Source organism: Limisphaera sp. 4302-co (assembly GCF_049537155.1).
In the GTDB taxonomy this organism is placed as follows: Bacteria; Verrucomicrobiota; Verrucomicrobiia; order Limisphaerales; family Limisphaeraceae; genus Limisphaera.
In genome coordinates this window covers 524,359-543,815 of the sequence record NZ_JBMVQZ010000001.1, presented here as the reverse complement: position 1 = coordinate 543,815, position 19,457 = coordinate 524,359, and the positions used below count along the sequence as shown (strand labels likewise).

Sequence of the window (19,457 nt, the reverse complement as noted above, 5' to 3'; positions counted from 1 at the left end):
GCCGACTGGTGCGGCGGCCCGGCCCCGCACGGGGCCGCCGCAGCCCGGATGGAACCGTCTGCTCAGGTGTTCTGGGGCGGCTTGATATGGGCCAGTTCCTCGTTGGTCAGCGCGTTGAAGACGCGGAACTCCTCGATGTGGAGGGAGGGATCGGCGCGGAAGGTCAGTTTGCCGAAGTAACGCTTTTCCAACTCGATGAGGAGTTTTTCATCCTCGGTGCGCAGGCGCTCGAGCACCTGCGGATGGACCAGGACCCGCAACTGAAAGTCGGACTCGTCGCGCGGGCGCCGCCGGAGGATTTCGGTGAGCTTGCGCTGGATTTCCACGCTCATGCTGAGGGCGCTCTTGACCTTGCCGCGGCCGCGGCAGTAGGGGCAGTCGTCGTAGATGGCCGCCTGGACGCTCTCGGTGTGGCGCTGGCGGGTCATTTCCATCAGACCGAGCTGGGAGATGGGCAGGACGTGGGTCTTGGCACGGTCGCGTTTCAACCCCTCCTTGATGCGCTGGTAGACGGCCTGTTGATCGCGCCGGGATTTCATGTCGATGAAATCCAGCACGATGATGCCGCCCATGTTACGCAGGCGGAGCTGGCGCACGATTTCGTCGGCGGCCTCCAGGTTGGTGCGGAGGATGGTGGATTCCTGGTCCTTGCCGCCCAGTTTGTGGCGGCCGGTGTTGACGTCGATGGCCACCAGCGCCTCCGTTTCGTCCACCACGATGTACCCGCCGCTCTTGAGGTGGACCACCCGGGCGAAGGCGCTCTCCAACTGTTTGGTGATGCCGAACCGGTCGAAGATGGGGACCGGATCGGTGTACAATTTGACCTTGCTGACCGAGCGCCGGGAGATGCGGCCGATCAATTCGCGGATGCGTTGTTCGGCCCTGGGATCGTCCACCACGATGCGCTCGACGTCGTCGGTGAGGAAATCGCGGACGGTGCGCTCGATCAGATCGGGTTCCTGAAAGACGCAAGCGGGGGTGGGCAGGGTGCGGCAGCGCTCCTCGATCTGCCGCCACTCCTCGAGCAACCAGGCCAGGTCGCGGACAAAGTAGCGTTTCTGCTGGCCCTCGCCGGCCGTCCGCATGATGACGCCCATGCCCTCCGGGATGTTGAGTTCGCGCAGGATCTTCTTCAGGCGCTGCCGTTCCTGCGGGTTTTCGATCTTGCGCGAGATGCCGCACTGGTCGGCGTAGGGCAGCAGCACCAGGAAACGCCCCGGCAGGACGAGGTTGGTGGTCACGCGCGGTCCCTTGTTGCCGATGGGGCCCTTGGTGACCTGCACGATGATCTCGCTGCCGGGCGGGTAGAGCCGGGGCACGTCCTTCTGCGTGATCCGGGGGCGTTCGCGTTTGCGACCGCCGCGTTCCACGATTTCCACCCCGCTGTCGAACGGATTGGGGATGATGTCCCAGTAATGCAGGAAGGCATTCTTTTCGAATCCGATGTCCACGAACGCGGCCTTCAGACCATCCTCGAGGTTGCGCACCCGGCCCTTGAAGATGCTGCCGACCAGCCGGTCCTGGGTGTTGCGTTCGATGTTGAATTCCTCGAGTTGACCGTTCTCGAGGAGGGCGACGCGTGTCTCCAGGGCCTCCACGTTGATGATGATTTCCTTGTGAACCTTGGGGGCGGGTTTGAGCAGGCGCTGGACCTTCTGCACGATCTTGCCGGCCATGGCCCGGAGGGATTCCACAAACCCCTGCGGCGGGGCTTCCACCGGGATGGGCTCGTACTCGGTTTCCTCCACCCGCTCGGGCACCTCGGGATGGGGTTCGCGGAAATCCCCCTTGGCGGGAACGGGCGGCTCCGCGGTTTCCCCCTCCGGCGGCAGCCCGTAGGCAACGTTTTGGGCCCGTTCGATCTCCTGTTCGTGGCGTTTGTCGAAGACGCGCTCCGGTTCCGCCGCAGGAGTGGTGGCGGCCTCCCGGGCCTCCCGGGCTTCCGCCTGTGCCTTGGGACTCACGGCTCCCAGACCTCCGGCCGGCCGGAATCGCAGGCTCCGGCGCCGACGCGAAAAGCTACGCTCGCTCATGGTGGATATCCTCTGCCGTGTGTGGAGACGTTTTGCATCAGGCCCGCCGCGATCAACGAAGCGACCACCGACGATCCGCCGTACGACAACAGCGGCAGTGGCACGCCCGTCACGGGCATGAGGCGAATGTTCATGCCGATATTGATGAAGACCTGGCTGAACAGGAGCGTGACCACGCCCACAACGATCAGCCGACCCAGGCGATCGCGTGCCTGGCGGGCGATCTGCAGACCGCGAAGCAGAATCGCCCCGTACAGCGTGAGAACCGTCACGCTGCCCACGAAACCCTTCTCCTCGGCAATGACGGAGAAGATGAAATCATTGTGTGCCGCCGTGCGCGGCAGAAAACCCAGCGCGATCTGGGTGCCCTGTCCCCAGCCCTTGCCCCACAGCCCGCCCGATCCCACGGCAATCAATGCCTGGCGCACCTGATAGGAGCGGGCCTCCTGCAGGGCACGCGCCCGTTGTCGTTCCTCCGGCGATGCGTCCGGCGGCGCGAAATCGCGGCCGAAGTACACCAGCAGCCGCTGGCGCTGATACTCTTCCAGGGGGATCTGCCACCGTGGCGGGGCAAACAGCAGATTGGCCACCAGCAAGGCGCCGCCAAGGGCGCAACCCACCACCAGCCGACGCAGGTAGGTTTCCGGCACTTCGGCGGCCCACAACATGGCCAGTGCCGCGGGCCACAAAAGCAGCGCCGTACCGAGGTCGGGCTCCTTCAGGATCAAGACGAAGGGCAGGGCGGTCAGGCCCAGTGCCTGCCAGAAGGTGAGCGGCCGCCGCAGTTCCTCGCGCGGCCGGCTGAGGAAATGCGCCAACATGAGGATCAGGGCCAGCTTGGCGAATTCAGAGGGCTGGATCTGGACCGGGCCCAGGTCAATCCACCGCCGGGCACCGAACCGGACCGCCCCGATACCCGGAATCAGGATCAGCGCCAGCACGATGGCCGTGCCGACGTATGCCACGGGCGCCCAACGGGCCAGGATTCGATAGTCCACCATGCACACCGCCGCCGCCGCCGCACCGCCGATCAGGTACCAGATTCCCTGGCGGACCCAGCTCTGCTGCCAGAACGGCACCCGGTTCATCTCCTCGGCTGACAGGGTGGAACTGGCCACGAACGCCAGGCCCAGGGCGACCAGACCCGCCACGGCAATCCACAGGGTCAGGTCCGCCCGGGGCGTTTTTGGTTGGAGACCGGTGTCGGTCATCGTGCCAGGTGCCATGCCAGTTCGTGGTCCGGACGCGTTCCGTACCGTTGGAGGGCGCGGAAGACCTCGCGGGCCACCGGCGCGCAGGTGGCCCCGCCGCTGCCCCCGTCTTCCACCATGACCGCAACAGCGTACCGCGGCTGCTCGTACGGGGCGAAGCCGACGAACCAGGTGGTGTAACCGCGGAGCCGACCGCGTGCGTCCATGACCTGGGCCGTGCCGGTCTTGCCGCATACACGGAAGCCGGGCACCGCGGCCGCGCGGCCGGTGCCTTCCGGGTCTTCGGTGTCGGCCAGCATGGCCTCGTGCAGTGCCCGGAGGTGTTCCTGCCGGAAGGGCACGGTTCGCCGCACGCGGCCGTCGGGGAATCGGCGTGCCAGTCGCGGCATTGGGCCGTCCTGCCTCTCCAGGCGATCCACGAGCCGCGGCTCCAACAACCGCCCCCCGTTGGCCAGGGCGGCGAACGCCAGGGCCATCTGCATGGGGGTGACGGCCACCGGCCCCTGTCCGATGCAGAGGTTGGCTGTGTCACCATCGCGCCAGGCGGGTGAGTGCACCTCTTCGAGTGTCGGGAAAACCCCCGGCGCCTCCTGTCGGGTGGGCAGGCCGACTCGTTCTCCCAACCCGAGCTGGTTGCCCAGCAGGACCAGTCGTTGCAGCACCCCCGGTTGCAGTCCCCAGTGCACGAAATAACTGTTGCTGGACCGCAGCAGGGCACGCCGCAGATCGTACGCCCCCGGCGGTGCGGTGTCCCGGATCTTTCGCCGTCCCACGTAGATGCAGCCGCGGTCGGGACGCGCCGGATCCGGTTGCACGGTGAAGGGTGCCCGGGGATCGAGCCCGCTCTGGAGCGCGGCCAGGGCGACGAACGGTTTGAGGATGGAGCCCGGCGCGTAGTGTTCCTGAGTGGCCCGGTTGATCTGCGGGCGCAGGTCCTGGTCCATCATGCGCTCGTATTCACCCGGCGGGAAGCCGAGGACGAAGTGGTTGGGATTGTAAGCGGGCAGGGAGACCAGTGCCAGGACATCGCCGGTAACGACGTCCAGCGCGACCACCGCCCCGCGGACGTTGGCGCCCACGCGCAGCAGGGCCTGCTCGGCCGCCAGTTGCACGCGGAGGTCCAGAGTCAGGACCACGTCCCAACCGGGCACGGCCGGGTTCCAGACCTGTTCGGCCTGTTTGTAGCCGAGGTGATTGACCAGGACCGACTTGGCACCGGCGCGGCCGCGGAGTTCGCGGTCGAAACCCGCCTCGATTCCCACGGCGCCGCGGTAATCGGGCAGCCGATAGGAGTAATAGGCTTCTTCGCCCTCGACCGAGCGGTCATCACGAACCAGGTAACCGAGCAGGTGACTGGCCGTTGCGTGTTGCGGATAGACGCGGAGCGGCAGCACTTCCAAATCTGCGCCCGGCGGCAGATCGGCTGCCTCGGCCAACCGGGCCACGTGCTCCGGCCGGAGGTTGACCGCCACGGGGAAGGGCAGGGCGAGCTGTTCCAGGTAATGCCGCCGGAACCGTTCGGGATCGAAGGGCAGGGGATGATCCAGCACCTCGCTGAGTTGACGGATCGCGTTGCTGACCACCCGCGTGCGCGCGGTCCACTGGAGCTGATCCAATTGGGCCCGGGTCAGGCGAACCGCCTGGGTGACGACGAGTGAACCGCGCAGAAAGCGGCCCAGACCGGAGCGCGGCACCACCCGGACCGGGCGGATCCGGCTGTATTCGGCCCGGAATTCGGGGCTTAGTTCCTCGAGGTAGAGTCCCAGGTTGAAGGACGGCCGGCTGTCGGCCAGCACGGCCCCCGTACGGTCCAGAATCCGGCCGCGCACTGCCGGGATCCGCACGGTTCGCACCGCCTGGATTTCCAGCTGGTTTTGGTAGGTGCGCCGGGAGGCCACCTGAATCCACCACAGCGCAGTCAGCAGCACCGCCAGTCCGGCCCACACCGCCCGGGTCAGGCCCCGCAGGGCCGGCGCGTCGTGTTGAGCAGGATCCAGCAATCGGATGGCCATCAGTAGCGTCCTCTGCGGATTTCACGGTCCGGCCGGAAAGCCAGCGGACCTCTGCGCCGGTAGGTGAACCATCCCTCCGCGCGGACAAACAGCCGGAACAACAGCGGGGTGAGCAAACCGCTGCTCAGTGCCAGCCACGCCCATGGGACCAGCGTTCCCCAGCCGAGCAACGGCTGGCGGCCCAGGGTCAAAAGCAGCACCGCTGTCATGGCCGGCACCGCCGCGCCTGCCAGCAAGCCCAGCATGAACTGGGCGAACGGTTGCTCCCGCAACAGCAAATCCCGCCGGAGATGCAACAGCAACCCCACCGTGAGCAGGGGCATGCAACTCACGCCCAAAGGGTTTGCCGACACGGTGTCCAGAGCCAGGCCGCCCCAGAGGGCCAACAGGAACACGTTCGGCAACGGCGTGCGCAACGCCGAGTGGACCATCAGGGCGGGCAAAACATCGGGTTGTGCCCCCAGCCACGCGCGTGTGCCCGGCAGGGCCGCTTCCAGGAAAACGGCCAGCCACGCCAGCGCCAAGGTGGCCAGTATTTGGAACGGACCTACCATGGTGTCTCCTCACGGCATCCCGGCGGTTGTGCGGGCCGTTCCGGCCGACGCCGGACCGCCGCGGCCCGACCGGCCGGGCTCTGCCAGATTGAGCCAAACGGGGTCAGGGCCATAGGATCCAAACCTCTTGAACGGCGTGGATGGGTGCGGCCAGCCGGACGCGGGCCTCCTGGTAAAGTCCGTTTTCGACGGGGCGTACGTCCACCACGGTTCCCACCGGGATGCCTGGAGGGAAGAGCCCGCCCAGTCCGCTGGTGACCACGGTGTGGCCGGGCAGGACACGCGCGGCACGGGGCAGGTAGCTGAGCAGGACCAGGTCCCGCTGGACGGGATCGGCAGGTTGGATGATGCCCACGTCGCCCGTTTCGTTGAGGACACGCGCGGAGACCTTGCAGTCGGGGTCGCCCAGCACCACCACACGGGCGTGGAGGGGGCCGACCTCGCGGGTGCAGCCGACCAATCCTTCAGGGATGAGCACCGGCAGACCGGCACGGAGACCCTGGCGACTGCCCAGGTCCACCTGAAGGGTTCGCCACCACGGTGTCGGATCCCGCAACGTCACCCGCGCCAAGCGGAGCCGATCCCGCCAGGGCGAACTCTCCTGCCAGCCGAGGTGGCGCCGGAGCCGGGCGTTTTCCCGGGCCCACTCGGCCGCCTGCATGGCCTCGATGCGCAGGCGCTGGTTTTCGCGGCGCAACTGCTCGATCTGACGGAGCAGCTCGCGGCGGGACAACAGGGTGTCGGAGGCATGATTCCACGCCTGCTGGGATGCCCCTGCGAGGCCCAGCAGCGGCAGATACATCGTGCTGAGTGCCAGTTTGACCCGGGTGGCCACCTCATCGGGCAGGCTCAGCAACAGCAGGCTGATGCCGGCCAACAGACCCAGGGCGACCGAATGCGATCGCTTCCACATGCCGTTCCTTCATCGCGCGGTTTGATTACCGAGCGCGAGGAACTAACCGGAGTGGGTCACGCGTTTGAGGAATTCCAAATGCTGCAGCACCCGGCCGGTACCTTCGGCCACGGCGCTGAGGGGATCCTCGGCGATGTGCACCGGCAGGCCGGTTTCCTCGGCCACCAGACGGTCAATCCCCCGGATCAACGATCCGCCCCCGGCCATCACGATGCCCCGGTCCACCAGGTCGCCCGCCAATTCCGGCGGACAGCGTTCCAGGGTCAACCGAATGGATTCGAGAATAGCCGACAACGGCTCGCGCAGGGCTTCGCGGATTTCCTCCGAACGGATCGTCAGTGTCTTGGGCAAACCGGTGCTCAGATCGCGCCCCTTTACTTCCATGGTCAGTTCCTGCTCCAGCGGATAGGCCGAGCCGATCCGGATCTTGATCTCTTCCGCTGTGCGCTCGCCGATCAACAGGTTGTAGGCGCGTTTCATGTGCGCAATGATGGCCTCGTCCATTTCGTCGCCGCCGACCCGGAGGCTCCGGCTGAAGACGATGCCGGCCAACGAGATGATGGCGATCTCGCAGGTGCCGCCGCCGATGTCCACGATCATGTTGCCGGCCGGCTCGTCCACCGGCAGGCCCACCCCGATGGCCGAGGCCATGGGTTGTTCGATCAGGTACACCTCGCGGGCCCCGGCGTGCATGGCCGAGTCCTTCACCGCCCGTTTCTCCACTTCGGTGATCCCCGAGGGCACTGCCACCACCACCCGCGGCGCAATCAGTTTCCGGTGATGCACCTGCTGGATGAAATGCCGCAACATGGCCTCGGTGATTTCAAAATCGGCAATCACCCCATCCTTCATGGGGCGAATGGCCACGATGTTGCCAGGGGTGCGACCCAGCATCCGCTTGGCCTTTTCACCCACGGCCAGCACGTTGGTCGTCCCGGCCTCGATGGCCACCACCGAAGGCTCGCGCAACACGATGCCACGATCCCGTACGTACACGAGGGAGTTGGCAGTGCCCAGGTCGATCCCGATGTCGTTGGAGAACAGACTTTTCAGTTGCGCAAACATGAAATGTTGCCTGTCGTCGCTCAACGTAGGGATCCCATTTGGCCCCGGTCAAGAGCATTAACGTTCAATTGACCGTGCTGGCCGGGCTCGGTCTCCACGGCTGGTCCGCCTCATGCTCTCCGGGCTCGCGACGGCCCGCCGTTTCCTCTTCGTTTCCGATCCTGCAAACGCCAGCCGGATGCCGCCGGGATCCGCGGGGGCCCCGCCCGTGGGTCCCGCCGTTGGGTGGCTGGGACAAGAGGGTCAGACGGCGCAGCCGGACCGGGTCTTTTGCACGGGCAGGCGGACGGCACCAGAAAACCGTCCCCGCACAGTTCACGCTTTTCCCGCGCGCTGCTTCGCTTACAGTGGCGGGTCGTATGTGGGGTGACATTCGATCGGTTCACTTCGTGGGTATTTGTGGCACAGCCATGGCCTCCACGGCCGTCGCGCTGAAAAAGCGCGGATTCATGGTGACCGGTTCGGATTTGAATCCCTATCCGCCCATGTCCACCTTCCTGGCCGAGCACGGGATCGAGGTGCTGCCCGGATACAGCGAGGATCACCTGGCTCATCGGCCCGATCTGGTGGTCATCGGCAACGCCATCTCCCGCGGGAATCCCGAGGCCGAATACTGCCTGGAACAAAAACTCCGGTACTGTTCCCTGCCCGAGCTGGTCCGGGAAACGTTTCTGCGTGGCAAACGCTGCATTGTGGTCACCGGCACGCACGGCAAGACCACCACGGCCGCGCTGCTGGCCTGGGTCTTCGAACACAACGGATTGCGCCCCGGATTCCTCATCGGCGGCCTGCCGCTGAACTTCGAGGGAGGCGCGCGGTTCACCGACAGTGAATGGTTCATCATCGAGGGTGACGAGTACGACACGGCCTTCTTCGACAAGCGCAGCAAGTTCGTGCACTACCTGCCCGAGTGCGTCATCCTCAACAACCTCGAGTTCGATCACGCCGACATTTTTCCCGACCTGGCGGCCATCCAGCGGTCTTTCGAACAGCTCATCCGGCTCATCCCGCGAAACGGTCTGCTCCTGGCCAACGGCGACGATCCGCATGTGCGGCCGCTGCTGGACGTCCGGTTCTGTCCGGTCCGCGAGTTCGGGTTCGGCGACCACAATGCCGTGCGGGCGTTCAATCTCCAGCTGGGAGCCGGCGCCAGCCAGTTCGAAATCCCCAGCTACAGGTTTCACATCAACCTGCCCGGCGAGTTCAACGTCCGGAACGCCCTGGCGGTGGTGGCCTGCGCCAAGCATTACGGGTTGTCCAACCGCCAGATCCAATGCGCCTTCGACACGTTCCTGGGTGTCCGGCGCCGTCTGGAGGTGCGCGGCGTGGTCGACGGGGTGACCGTGATTGATGATTTCGCGCATCACCCCACCGCCATCCGGGTTACACTGGAAGCGCTGCGCCTGAAATATCCGCGACAGCGGCTCTGGGCGGTGTTCGAACCCCGCAGCAACACCACCCGGCGGCGGGTCTTCCAAAACGATCTTCCGGCGGCCTTCGGCGCGGCCGATTGCGTGTTGATCGCCCAGGTGGCCCGGCTCGAACAGTTGCCGGCCGAGGAACGGCTGGACCCTGAAAAGCTGGTGACCGACCTGCGGGCGGCCGGCAAGCAGGCGCTCCATCTGCCCGAAGTCGAATCCATCGTTGCCCATCTGGCCCGAGAGACCGAGGGCGGCGACGTGGTCGTCATTCTCAGCAACGGCGGTTTCGGCGGCATTCATGAGAAACTGCTTGATCGCCTCCAGCGCCGGGCACGGGTGGGAGCCGCGAGTGCCGGCGCGCGTGTGTGACCGGCGGTGGTGCGACGTGTCCCCCGGTGGGTCACCCGGTGCCCCCAGCAACCGCACGGCTTCGGTGCGCGCCCCGCGCACGGCAGGTAGCGGTGCGGTTTGCGGTTCGAATGACACGGTTCCGGGGCGACAGCCGGATCCCGCCGGCTGACCGGATACACAGAACGGCTGCGGTGGACCGAAATCCGTCCCGGGATTTGTAAGTGCTGCCCTGGAAGAAAGCCGTTGCAATTGATGGGGGACCTTTCAAGCTGGGGATGTGACGAAGCCTCGTCTGCTTTTGTATTACGAGCGGCTTTTACCGGGTACGCAGCTGGTCAACCGGCTGCAGGACCTGGGTTACGAGGTGCGCACCGTCGGGGTGGTCCAGGACCTGCCGGCGGTGGCGGCCGCGTGGACGCCCCTGATCATCGTGGCGGATCTGGAGGGTACCAGGGGAGATGTGCTCGAGGCGGTGCGCCGGGTCCGGGCTGATCCGGCCACGGCGCATGTGCCGGTCCTGGGTTTTCACGGCACTTCGGCGGCTGACCTGGCCGAACGCGCGCAGCAGTCCGGGGTGACGTTGGTCGTGCAGGATGCCGCAATGACGCACCACCTGGCGCAGTGCCTGGCCCGGGCGCTGGAGGTGGACTGAGGCGCCTGTTGCCGGGCGGTCGGTTTTCACAGCTCGAGGCCCCGGGGTAGAACCGGCCTGTGCAAAGAGGCTTACTCCGCGCCGGAATGCTTCGTCCGACCCCTGGCGGCACATTGCTGACAGCTTTTTGGGGCGAAAAGAAGACCGGGCCCGTGGGATGGTGGGCCCGGTCTTGGGGTGGTTGGTGCGGTATTTTGGGCGGAGGAAGCCCGTCAGTCTTCCCAGATCATGTCGGCCACGGTGCGGCCGGCCGGGATGAACGGCAGCACGTGCTCGGTGTAGGGGACCACCACGTCGAGCACGTAGGGTTCATCGGCGTCCAGCATGCGCTGGAGCGCGGCGCGGAGGTCACGTTTGTACATGACCCGCTCGCACTTGACGTTGAAACTGGCGCACATGCGGACGTAATCGGGATAGATCTGGTGCCGGTTCTCGGGGTCACCAAGGTAGGTGTGCCCGCGGTTGCCACCGTAGAACTTGTCTTCCCACTGCACGACCATGCCGAGGTGCTGATTGTTCAGGATGATGGCCTTGGCGGCGATGTGATCAATGTGTGCCAGGGCCAGTTCCTGGACGTTCATGAGGAAGGAGCCGTCACCGTCAATGTCAATGACCTGGCGATCGGGCCGGGCCACCTTGATGCCGATGGCTGCCGGCCAGCCGAAGCCCATGGCACCCAGCCCGCCACTGGTGATGAACTGGCGCGGTTCCCTGTACTTGTAGAACTGCGCGGCCCACATCTGGTGCTGGCCGACGCCGGTGGTGATGATGGCCTCGCCGCGGGTCAGCTCGTAGAGCATCTCGATGACCATCTGCGGGAGGATGACCTCGCTTTCCATGCCGCGGAGATGCTCGCGCATGTGCTGGGATTTGAGCACCTCCTCGGTGATCCGGTAGCGGAACGGTGCCCGCTGTTTCCACTCGGCGATCTGGGCGTGCCAGGCGTCGAATCGTTTCTGGAGGGGCCGTTCCCGCAGCATGGCATTGAGCCGCCGCAGCGCGTAGCCGACGTCGCTGTGCACCGGCAGATGGGCGCGTTTGTTCTTGTTGTGCTCGGAGGCATCAATGTCGATGTGAACGATGGTTCCGTTTTTGCAGAACTCATCGAATTTGCCGGTCACGCGGTCGTCGAAACGCACGCCGAAGGCGAGCAACAGGTCCGCGCCATCCTTGACCTTGACCATGGGATCGTTGGGGTTCTTGCGTGGGAGGTATTCGCCGTTGACGGCCCAGTTGGCGTAGGCGGCGCCGTGCATGCCCAGCCAGCGGAGCGACAGCGGATGATCCTCCGGGAACGCGCCGATGCCCATCAACGTGGTGGTGACGGGGATGCCCGTGAGCTCCACAAACTCCCGCAGTTCGGCCGCGGCGTTGGCGCTGATGATACCGCCGCCGACGTACAACACCGGCCGGTTGGACTGCTCGATCAGGCCGATGATCTCGTTCAGTTCCAGATCCGACGCCCTGGGGCAGGGGTTGTAGCCGCGGAACCTGACCTCCGCCGGGAAGAACGGTTGGGTCCGGGCCTGTTGCACGTTCTTGGGCAGGTCAATGACCACCGGTCCGGGCCGGCCGGTCTGGGCCAGATAAAAGGCCTCCTTGACCACCCGGGCGATGTCGTTCACGTCGGTCACCAGGTAGCTGTGTTTCACGATCGGCAGGGTGATCCCGAAGATGTCAGTCTCTTGAAAGGCGCTGCGGCCGATCATGGTGGTGGGCACCTGCCCGGTGATGGCCACCAATGGCACGGAATCCATGTAGGCGTCCGCGATGGCGGTGACCAGGTTGGTGGCCCCCGGGCCACTGGTGGCCATGACCACGCCGGCGCGGCCGGTTGCCCGTGCGTAACCTTCGGCGGCGAAACCGCCTCCCTGTTCGTGCCGCGGCAGATAGACCCGGATCTTCTTGGATCGCGTCAGGGCCTGGTGCACCTCCATGCTGGCCCCGCCGGGGTAGGCGAAAATGGTGTCCACGCCCTCCCGTTCCAGGGCCGCCACGAGAATCTCACTGCCGGTCATCATGGGGCCGAGTTCGCCCCGTTTGGTCTGCACCGTTTGCGATTCGATCGACTGACTGCTCATACAGGTTGTTTTCAGGTTGCCGGCCGGCGTCGTGGGACAAACAAAAAACCCACGACCGTTGCCAGCCGTGGGTTCTTGTCCAAACTCGCGCTCACGTTCGACAAGAGCCTACGGCGGCGCCGTCGCCCAGGACGACGACCACCAGACCTACGACCACTTGTCGAACCAGCCGCACCATCTTGGTGCCGGACTTTACCTCCGGGCCCTGCCAACGTCAAGCCCGGCCGCGGAAACTTTTGAATCGTTTTCCTCACCGGCGGCTGCCGGCGGTTTGGCCTCTGCGCGCGGTTCAATGCCCCGCCACCGATTTGGCGCCCGTGCCGGGCCCGGACGGGGGAACTTCCGACTGCCCGGCCCGGGGGCCGGCAAAACCTCCGGGTTGCCGTTCGATTTCCCAACCCCCACCCAGAGCCTTGTACACGGCAATGTGGGCGGTCAGCAACCGGGTTTCAGCCTCGGCCAACTGGCGTTCCAGGTCCAGGACGCTCCGCTGGGCGTCCAGCACGGCCTGGTACTCGGTGACACCCGCCTGATAGCGTTGCTCGGCCAGAGCGGCCGCCGCACGTGCCGAGGCCGCGGCCGAACGGAGATGCGCCGCCTGGGTGCGGACCTTGCCGAGATTCAGCAGCGCGTTTTCCGTCTCTTCCAGCGCCTGCAACACGGTTTGTTCGTAACGGGCCAGCTCGGCCTCGGCCCTGGCGCGGGCGGCCGCGATTCGGTCACGGACGCGGACCAGATCCAGCGCGGCCCACTGAATACGCGGGCCCATGGACCACGTGTCGGAGCCGGCGGCCCCGAGCCCCGGGAGCGTCGTGGCCTGCCAACCCAGCGTGCCGAGGAAAGTGACCCGCGGGAACAGATCCGCAGTGGCGATCCCGATCCGTGCCGTGGCGGCCGCCAGGGCACGTTCCGAGACCTGGACGTCCGGGCGCCGGCGCAGCAGGTCGGCGGGGTTTCCCACCGGGATTCGGTCGGGCAGGCGCGGCAAAGGTGCCGGCTCCTGAAGCAGAGGAGTCAGACTGGTGGGCTGCTGGCCAGTCAGGACACTCAGGCGGTGGATTGTTTGCTGAACCGCGCCTTCCAGCGCGGGGATCAGTGCCAGGGTGCTCTCGTACTGGGCACGCGCGCGGGCCACGTCCAGCTCGGTGGCCCTGCCTCCGCGCAGTTTGGCCTCCACGATGTGGAGGGTTTCTTCCTGGACTCGTGCGTGGGTTCGGGCGATGGCCAGTTGTTCCTGCAAACCGCGGAGCTCGCAGTAGCTGCGTGCCACCTCGGCCAGGAGACTGACCCACACGCCCCGACGTTGGGCCTCCGCAATCTCTGCTTCCGCCCGCGCCGCTTCGACCGAGCGCCGCACCCGGCCGAACAGGTCCAGTTCCCAAACTGCGTCGAATCCCGTTTCGAACCACTGTCTCTCCCGCGCGTCCCGGGAGGCCCCGGGAAGAGTGCCGGCCGGGTAGGCCGTGCGCGTGAAGCCGCCTTGTGCCTGGATGCTCGGCGTGCCCTCGAGCGCCTGCAGGTGACGCAGGGCCCGGGCCTCCTGCAGGCGGGCCGTGGCGATTCGTAGATCATGATTTCCGGCCAGGGCTCGCCCGAGCAGATCCTCCAGCACGGGATCCTGCAACTGCCGCCACCAGCGCACATCCACGCCGTCCGGTGAAAACAGCCGCCGGTCCGCGTGGGCGAAGGCCGCGGGTACCGACAATTCGGGACGTGCATAGTCGGGTCCCACGGTGCATCCGGTCAGGCCCGCCGCGATGAGCAGTGCCCCGGCGAGGAGCAAGGGAGCAGCCCCCGCACCGCCGCCGGTTGGGGCGGGGCCGGGATTCGGTCGGTCCACGCGGGATTTTTCGCCCGCCCATCGGCGCAACACGACGTAGAACACGGGCGTCAGGAACACGCCGAAGGCGGTCACCCCGAGCATCCCCCAGAAGGTGGCCGTTCCGATGGCTTGGCGCAGTTCGCTCCCCGCGCCTGTGGCGACCATGAGCGGGAACACGCCGGCAGTGAAGGCCAGCGAGGTCATGAGGATGGGCCGCAGCCGGAGCCGCGCCGCTTCCAACACGGCCTCGAAGCGGTTCATGCCCCGCTCCTGCAGTTGGCGGGCAAACTCCACGACCAGCACGGCGTTTTTGCAGGCCAGGCCGATGAGCACCACGAAACCGATCTGGGTGAAGAGGTTGTTGTCCATTCCGCGGGCCCAGATGCCGAGCAGGGCAAACAGTAGGCTCATCGGGGTGATGAGGATGATGGCCAGCGGCAGCAACCAGCTCTCGTACTGCGCAGCCAACACCAGGAAGACCATCAGCACGCACAAAAGGAAGATCCAGACTCCCGATCGTCCCGCCTGCTGCTCCAACAGCGTGAGTTCCGTCCATTCGAAACCCATGCCCGGCGGCAGGAGCTGCCGGGCCAACTCTTCCACGATGCGCACCGCCTGTCCGGAACTGATACCGGGAGCGGGCACACCGCTCAGGTCGGCGCTGGGGTAGAGGTTGTAATGGTACACCGTGGTGGGCCCGGTGACGTCCCGGATGCGGACCAGCGTGCCCAAGGGTACCATCTCACCGGCGGCGTTGCGGGTCCGAAGGTTCAACGCGTCCCGGGGCCGCGCGCGGAACGGGGCATCGGCCTGGGCGACGACCTGGAAGGGGCGGCCGAACAGGTTGAAATCGTTCACGTAGAGTCCGCCCAGGTAAACCGCGAGGGTCTCCCAAACGCCGCTCAGAGGCACCCCCATCCGCTTGGCCTTTTCCCGGTCCACATCCAGCAGGACCTGCGGCACGTTGCCGCGGTAGGTGGTGATGACGTTCTGAAGGCGCGGGTCCCGGTTGGCTGCGGCCATGAGAGAGAAAGCCGTCGTCTGCAGGACCTGCGGTCCGAGGTTGCCCCGATCCTGCAGCTGCAGTTTGAATCCGCCAATCGAACCGAGCCCGTCCACGGCAGGGAGATTGAACCCGACGACCACTCCCTCCGTGACGGAGGCGAACTTGGGCTGGAGCATGCCCAGGACCCGCGTGCTGGTGAGTCCGGTCCTGCGGCGCTTTTCGAACGGTTCCAGCCGCACGATGAGGGTTGAAGCGTTGGGCTGACTGCCGAACGAAAGGATGGAGAACCCGTCCAGCTTCAGCACGGTTTCGACTCCCGGAGTCTCCCGGATCATCTCGTACACGCGGGTGCTCACTTCGGCGGTGCGACTCAGCGAGGCGCCGTCGGGCAACTGCAGATAACAGAAGAGCGTGCCCTTGTCCTGGACGGGGATGAATCCTCTCGGAACGGTCAGGAACCCCAGCGCGGTGAGGCCCAGAAGACCTCCATAGAGGATCATCACGATCACGCCGTGCCGGATCACCAGGCGCAGCGCTTTGAGATAGCCGGAGCGCCCCGCCTCGAACCCGCGGTTGAACCCTTGGAACAGGCGTCCGACGGTGCCATGGATCAGACGGCTGATGAGATCATGCTTTTCGCCGTGCGGGCGCAGGAGCAACGCGCACAGGGCGGGACTGAGCGTCAGGGCCACGAAAGCCGAGATGAGGGTCGAGACCGAGATGGTCAGGGCAAACTGTTGATAGAATTTTCCCTGGATCCCCGGCAGAAAGGCCGTGGGCAGAAAGACCGAACTGAGCACGAGGGCGATGGCCACGACGGCCCCGCCGATTTCGTCCATGGCCTGGCGGGTGGCTTCGACGGGCGTCTTCCCTTCGGCCAGGTGCCGTTCCACGTTTTCCACCACCACGATGGCGTCGTCCACCACGATACCGATGGCCAGGACCAGGCCGAACAGGGTGAGATTGTTGATCGAGAACCCGAAAGCGGCCATGGCGGCGAAGGTGCCGATGAGGGAGACCGGGACGGCGATCAGGGGGATGACGGACGCGCGCCAGGTCTGCAGGAACAGGATCACCACTCCCGTCACCAGCACCATGGCCTCCAACAGGGTCTTGACCACCTCCCGTATGGAGGCGCGGATGTAGAGCGAATCGTCCCGGACAATCCGGTAGTCCAGCCCGGCGGGGAATCGCCGACGCAACTCTTCCATGGCCCGGCGCACGGCGTCGGCCGTTTCGATCGTGTTGGAGCCGGGCTGCTGGAAGATGCCGATGGCGATGGCCGGCCTGCCGTCCAACCAGGCATTGACGCTGTAGTCGCGTGCGCCCAGCTCGACGCGTGCAACGTCGCGCAATCGCGTCAATTGCCCCTCCGGTCCGGTGCGGAGCACGATGTTGCCGAATTCCTCCTCGGTCGCGAGCCGGCCCCTGACGAGCGCGACCAACTGCAACTGTGTGTCGGAGGGGGCGGGTGGCTGCCCGAACACGCCCCCGGCCACCTCCACGTTCTGCTCGCGCACGGCCGCCACCACGTCGCCCACGGTCAGCCCCCGGGCGGAGAGTTTGTCAGGATCCAGCCAGAGCCGCATCGAGTAGTCGCGGGCGGCAAACACCAGCACGTCTCCCACACCCGGCAGCCGCGCCAACACGTCCTTGACCTGTAGATAGGCGTAGTTGCTGATGAAGAGGTCATCCAGGGAGCCGTCGGGCGAGAACAGGGTGACCACGGCGGTGAGACTGGGGGAACGCTTGCGCACCTCGATGCCCAGACGGCGGACCTCCTCCGGCAGGCGGGGCAGGGCCAGGGCGACCCGGTTCTGCACGTGTACCTGCGCCAGATCGATGTCGGTCCCGACCTTGAACGTCACCTGAATGACCAGGGAGCCGTCGGCGGCCGAGGCGGACGACATGTAGAGCATGTTCTCCACGCCGTTGATTTCCTGCTCGAGCGGCGTGGCCACCGTGGCGGCCACGGTTTCCGGACTGGCACCGGGAAAGCGCGCGCGCACAAAAACCGTCGGTGGCGCGATCTCGGGAAAGGAGGCCACCGGCAGCTCCAGCAGGGCCAGCAGGCCCACCAAAGTCAGGAACAGGGAAAGCACCGCCGCGAAGATGGGACGGCGAATGAAGAAGTGGGAAAACCTCATGGTTGCACTCTCCGAACGGGACGCGACCCCATGGTTCAGGACCGGCCCGGCGGGGCGCCGGAGCCGGGCTCGACCACCTGCACCTTCACCCCCGGCCGCAACATCAGCAGACCGTTGACCACCACGGCGTCGTCGGGGCGCAGGCCGGACCGGACGATTCGTTGCCTCCCGTGGGGGCGGCCAAGTTCCACCGGGCGGGGCTCGACCACACTGTCGGCGTTCACGACGTAGACAAACTTCCGCGTCTGTTCCGACAGAATGGCGGCTTCAGGGATGAGCAGCGCATTCTCCAGCCGTTCCACCGGAAGTCGGATCCGTGCAAACATGCCCGGCAACAGGGTGCGGTCGGGGTTGGGGAAAACGGCCCTGAGCCGGACGGTGCCCGTGCGAGGATCGGCCTGGTTGTCCACGAAATCGACCCGACCCCGGTGAGGGTATCGTTCCTCCGCGGCCAGCCCCAGTTCGCAGGGCACAGGTCCTGCCTCCCGGCCTGTCAGACCGGGCAGCACCGCCCGGTAGCGCTGGAAGGTTTCCTCGGGAACTTCGAAATAAGCATAAATGGGATCCTGGGTAACCAGCGTGGCCAGCAATGTGCCCGGCATCATGGTGCTGCCCTGGATCATGTTGCCGACGGCCACCAGGCGGCGACCGATCCGGCCATCCAAGGGCGCAGTGATCCGGGTGTAAGCGAGGTTCAGTTCGGCTGCAGTCTCGGCCGCGCGTGCGGCGGCTAGGGCGTCTTCGGCCGTGCGCACCGCCTTGGCACGTGCGTCGAACTCCTCGTCGGCAATCGCCCGTGACTCGCGCAGCCGTTGTGCACGTTCGAAATCGTTGCGGGCCAGTTCGAGCTGCGTTTCGGCCCTGCGGCGCTCCGCGCGGGCGCGCTCCAACTCGGCCTCGTAGGGCTTGGGATCGATCACGAAAAGCAGCTGCCCCGCCCGGACCTCCGAACCGTCCCGGAAATGGATGGATTCCAAATAACCGGCGACCCGGGACCGGATTTCCACCGTGTCCACGGCCTCCAGATGGGCCGGGTATTCGTCCCAGTTGGTGATCGTGGCCACGACCGGATGCGTGACGGTCACCTGGGGGACGCGCGGCGGAGGCGCCGGCGGCTGGCGGGTGCAGGAAACGCACACCCCCAAGCCCATCAGGACCGCCAGGAACCGTCCTCCGCCGCGGGACCGGTCCCGTCGGTTTGCAACCGCGGTCACACTCGGCGATCCCTCCCGGTGATCCGGGTGGTGCGATGGGCGGTGGCGTTTCTTTGGCGACAGCAGTGGTTCGTGGGCATGCATGGCTGGAATCATTGGCTTTTGCGGGTGCGGGCGGACGCCCGGGCGACGCCCGGAAGCGGCGCTTCCAACCCCGCGACACAGAAAGCCAGAAAATGCGGGAGCAACACCTCCGTTTCGAGCGGGTCGCAGAGACCGTCCGTCTTGCGGAGGATGCGCACGGGGTTGCACAACAGCAGGGCCAGGGCGCCCCAGATGAATTCGTGACGCCAGTGGAGTGTCGCGGGTGACAGATGCGGCAGGCACCGACTCAACAGATCCAGAAAACCCCGGCGAACCTCTCCGAAGACCTCCTGGAAGATGTCCTGCTGGGGTGCGGCCGAATCGGTGATGACCCGGCCGATGAGGCGCATGACCACGGAGCCTTTGCGTGCGTCGTTGCGGGCCAGTTCCAGGGCCGGCCGGATCATGGCCTCGAGGACGAGCGGCAGCGGGGGGGTGCGCGGCGGGGGGTACTCCGCGGCAAACCGTGCGAGCGTGGCCTCGTGAAGCTGGCGGAGCGGTTCGAGCCGGCGGAGCAGAACCGCCCGGATCAATCCGTTCTTCGAACCGAAGTGGTAGTAGAGCACCGGCAGGGTCACCCGGGCGCGTGCGGCGATGGTGCGGATGGAGGCGGGTTCGAACCCCTGGTCGGCGAAGGTTCGTTCCGCCGCATCGAGGATGCGTTGCCGGGTAACCTCTGCGGATGCTCGGGCCATGACGATGTTCGCACAAACCTAACGATCGTTAGATATATTAAGGAGCCGGTCGGCCGTGTCAAGCGGCCTCCCCGCCGCCGGCGCAGGGGCGACGGGCACCGGCGCCGGCGGGCGCTGCCGGTGGCCCGGCGGACGGGTGACAGGCGTGCCCGGGTGAAGCACCCGTGCTTCGCGGTGGTAGGGATCCGGGGTGTTG

At 66.3% G+C, this 19,457-nt stretch carries 12 protein-coding genes and 1 pseudogene; 2 read left to right on the top strand and 11 right to left on the bottom strand.

The genetic code is table 11. From position 1 onward, the window contains the following. Positions 1-62: 62 nt before the first annotated feature. From ACPDIX_RS02010 to ACPDIX_RS01985, 6 genes are all read right to left on the bottom strand, one after another. Positions 63-2,033 carry an Rne/Rng family ribonuclease gene (locus ACPDIX_RS02010; protein WP_423430090.1) on the bottom strand — a complete coding sequence of 657 codons (1,971 nt, stop codon included), beginning with the start codon at positions 2,031-2,033 and terminating at the stop codon, positions 63-65. Continuing rightward, positions 2,030-3,259, bottom strand: coding sequence for a rod shape-determining protein RodA (rodA, locus tag ACPDIX_RS02005; RefSeq protein ID WP_423430089.1), 1,230 nt, complete (start codon positions 3,257-3,259; stop codon positions 2,030-2,032). The genes ACPDIX_RS02010 and rodA overlap by 4 nt, the downstream gene beginning before the upstream one ends. After that, entirely contained in the window at positions 3,241-5,256 is a 2,016-nt protein-coding gene (locus ACPDIX_RS02000) for a penicillin-binding transpeptidase domain-containing protein (RefSeq protein WP_423430088.1), read from the bottom strand. Before ACPDIX_RS02000 ends, rodA begins: the two co-directional genes overlap by 19 nt. Beyond that, the gene (locus ACPDIX_RS01995; RefSeq protein WP_423430087.1) at positions 5,256-5,810 is read right to left on the bottom strand and encodes a hypothetical protein; all 555 of its coding nucleotides are present in this window, start codon (positions 5,808-5,810) and stop codon (positions 5,256-5,258) included. The genes ACPDIX_RS02000 and ACPDIX_RS01995 overlap by 1 nt, the downstream gene beginning before the upstream one ends. Positions 5,811-5,913: 103 nt before the next feature. Beyond that, entirely contained in the window at positions 5,914-6,723 is an 810-nt protein-coding gene (gene mreC / locus ACPDIX_RS01990; RefSeq protein WP_423430086.1) for a rod shape-determining protein MreC, read from the bottom strand. Positions 6,724-6,765: 42 nt separating this feature from the next. Beyond that, positions 6,766-7,788, bottom strand: a complete 1,023-nt coding sequence (locus ACPDIX_RS01985) for a rod shape-determining protein (RefSeq protein ID WP_423430178.1) — start codon at positions 7,786-7,788, stop codon at positions 6,766-6,768. Between the two features lie 359 nt (positions 7,789-8,147). On the opposite strand from ACPDIX_RS01985, the gene mpl reads away from it, so the two are divergent. Both mpl and ACPDIX_RS01975 read left to right on the top strand, forming a co-directional pair. Then, positions 8,148-9,578 (top strand): UDP-N-acetylmuramate:L-alanyl-gamma-D-glutamyl-meso-diaminopimelate ligase, encoded by a 1,431-nt coding sequence (gene mpl / locus ACPDIX_RS01980; protein WP_423430085.1) that lies wholly within the window; start codon positions 8,148-8,150, stop codon positions 9,576-9,578. A gap of 259 nt (positions 9,579-9,837) precedes the next feature. Then, positions 9,838-10,212 carry a hypothetical protein gene (locus ACPDIX_RS01975; protein ID WP_423430084.1) on the top strand — a complete coding sequence of 125 codons (375 nt, stop codon included), beginning with the start codon at positions 9,838-9,840 and terminating at the stop codon, positions 10,210-10,212. 212 nt (positions 10,213-10,424) lie between these two features. Here ACPDIX_RS01975 and ilvB read toward each other — a convergent pair whose 3' ends face one another. From ilvB to ACPDIX_RS01950, 5 genes and pseudogenes are all read right to left on the bottom strand, one after another. Beyond that, positions 10,425-12,293 (bottom strand): biosynthetic-type acetolactate synthase large subunit, encoded by a 1,869-nt coding sequence (ilvB, locus tag ACPDIX_RS01970; protein ID WP_423430083.1) that lies wholly within the window; start codon positions 12,291-12,293, stop codon positions 10,425-10,427. A gap of 289 nt (positions 12,294-12,582) precedes the next feature. Then, entirely contained in the window at positions 12,583-14,133 is a 1,551-nt protein-coding gene (locus tag ACPDIX_RS01965; RefSeq protein WP_423430177.1) for an efflux transporter outer membrane subunit, read from the bottom strand. Beyond that, positions 14,113-17,268: pseudogene (locus tag ACPDIX_RS01960) on the bottom strand (efflux RND transporter permease subunit); the annotation flags it as partial. The pseudogene ACPDIX_RS01960 and the gene ACPDIX_RS01965, both read right to left, overlap by 21 nt. Before the next feature lie 35 nt (positions 17,269-17,303). Next, positions 17,304-18,482: an efflux RND transporter periplasmic adaptor subunit gene (locus ACPDIX_RS01955; RefSeq protein WP_423430082.1), complete on the bottom strand. Its 1,179-nt coding sequence runs from the start codon at positions 18,480-18,482 to the stop codon at positions 17,304-17,306. A 92-nt stretch (positions 18,483-18,574) separates the two neighbouring features. Next, on the bottom strand, positions 18,575-19,261 hold the full coding sequence (locus ACPDIX_RS01950; protein WP_423430081.1) for a TetR/AcrR family transcriptional regulator: 687 nt from the start codon (positions 19,259-19,261) through the stop codon (positions 18,575-18,577). Positions 19,262-19,457: the final 196 nt, after the last annotated feature.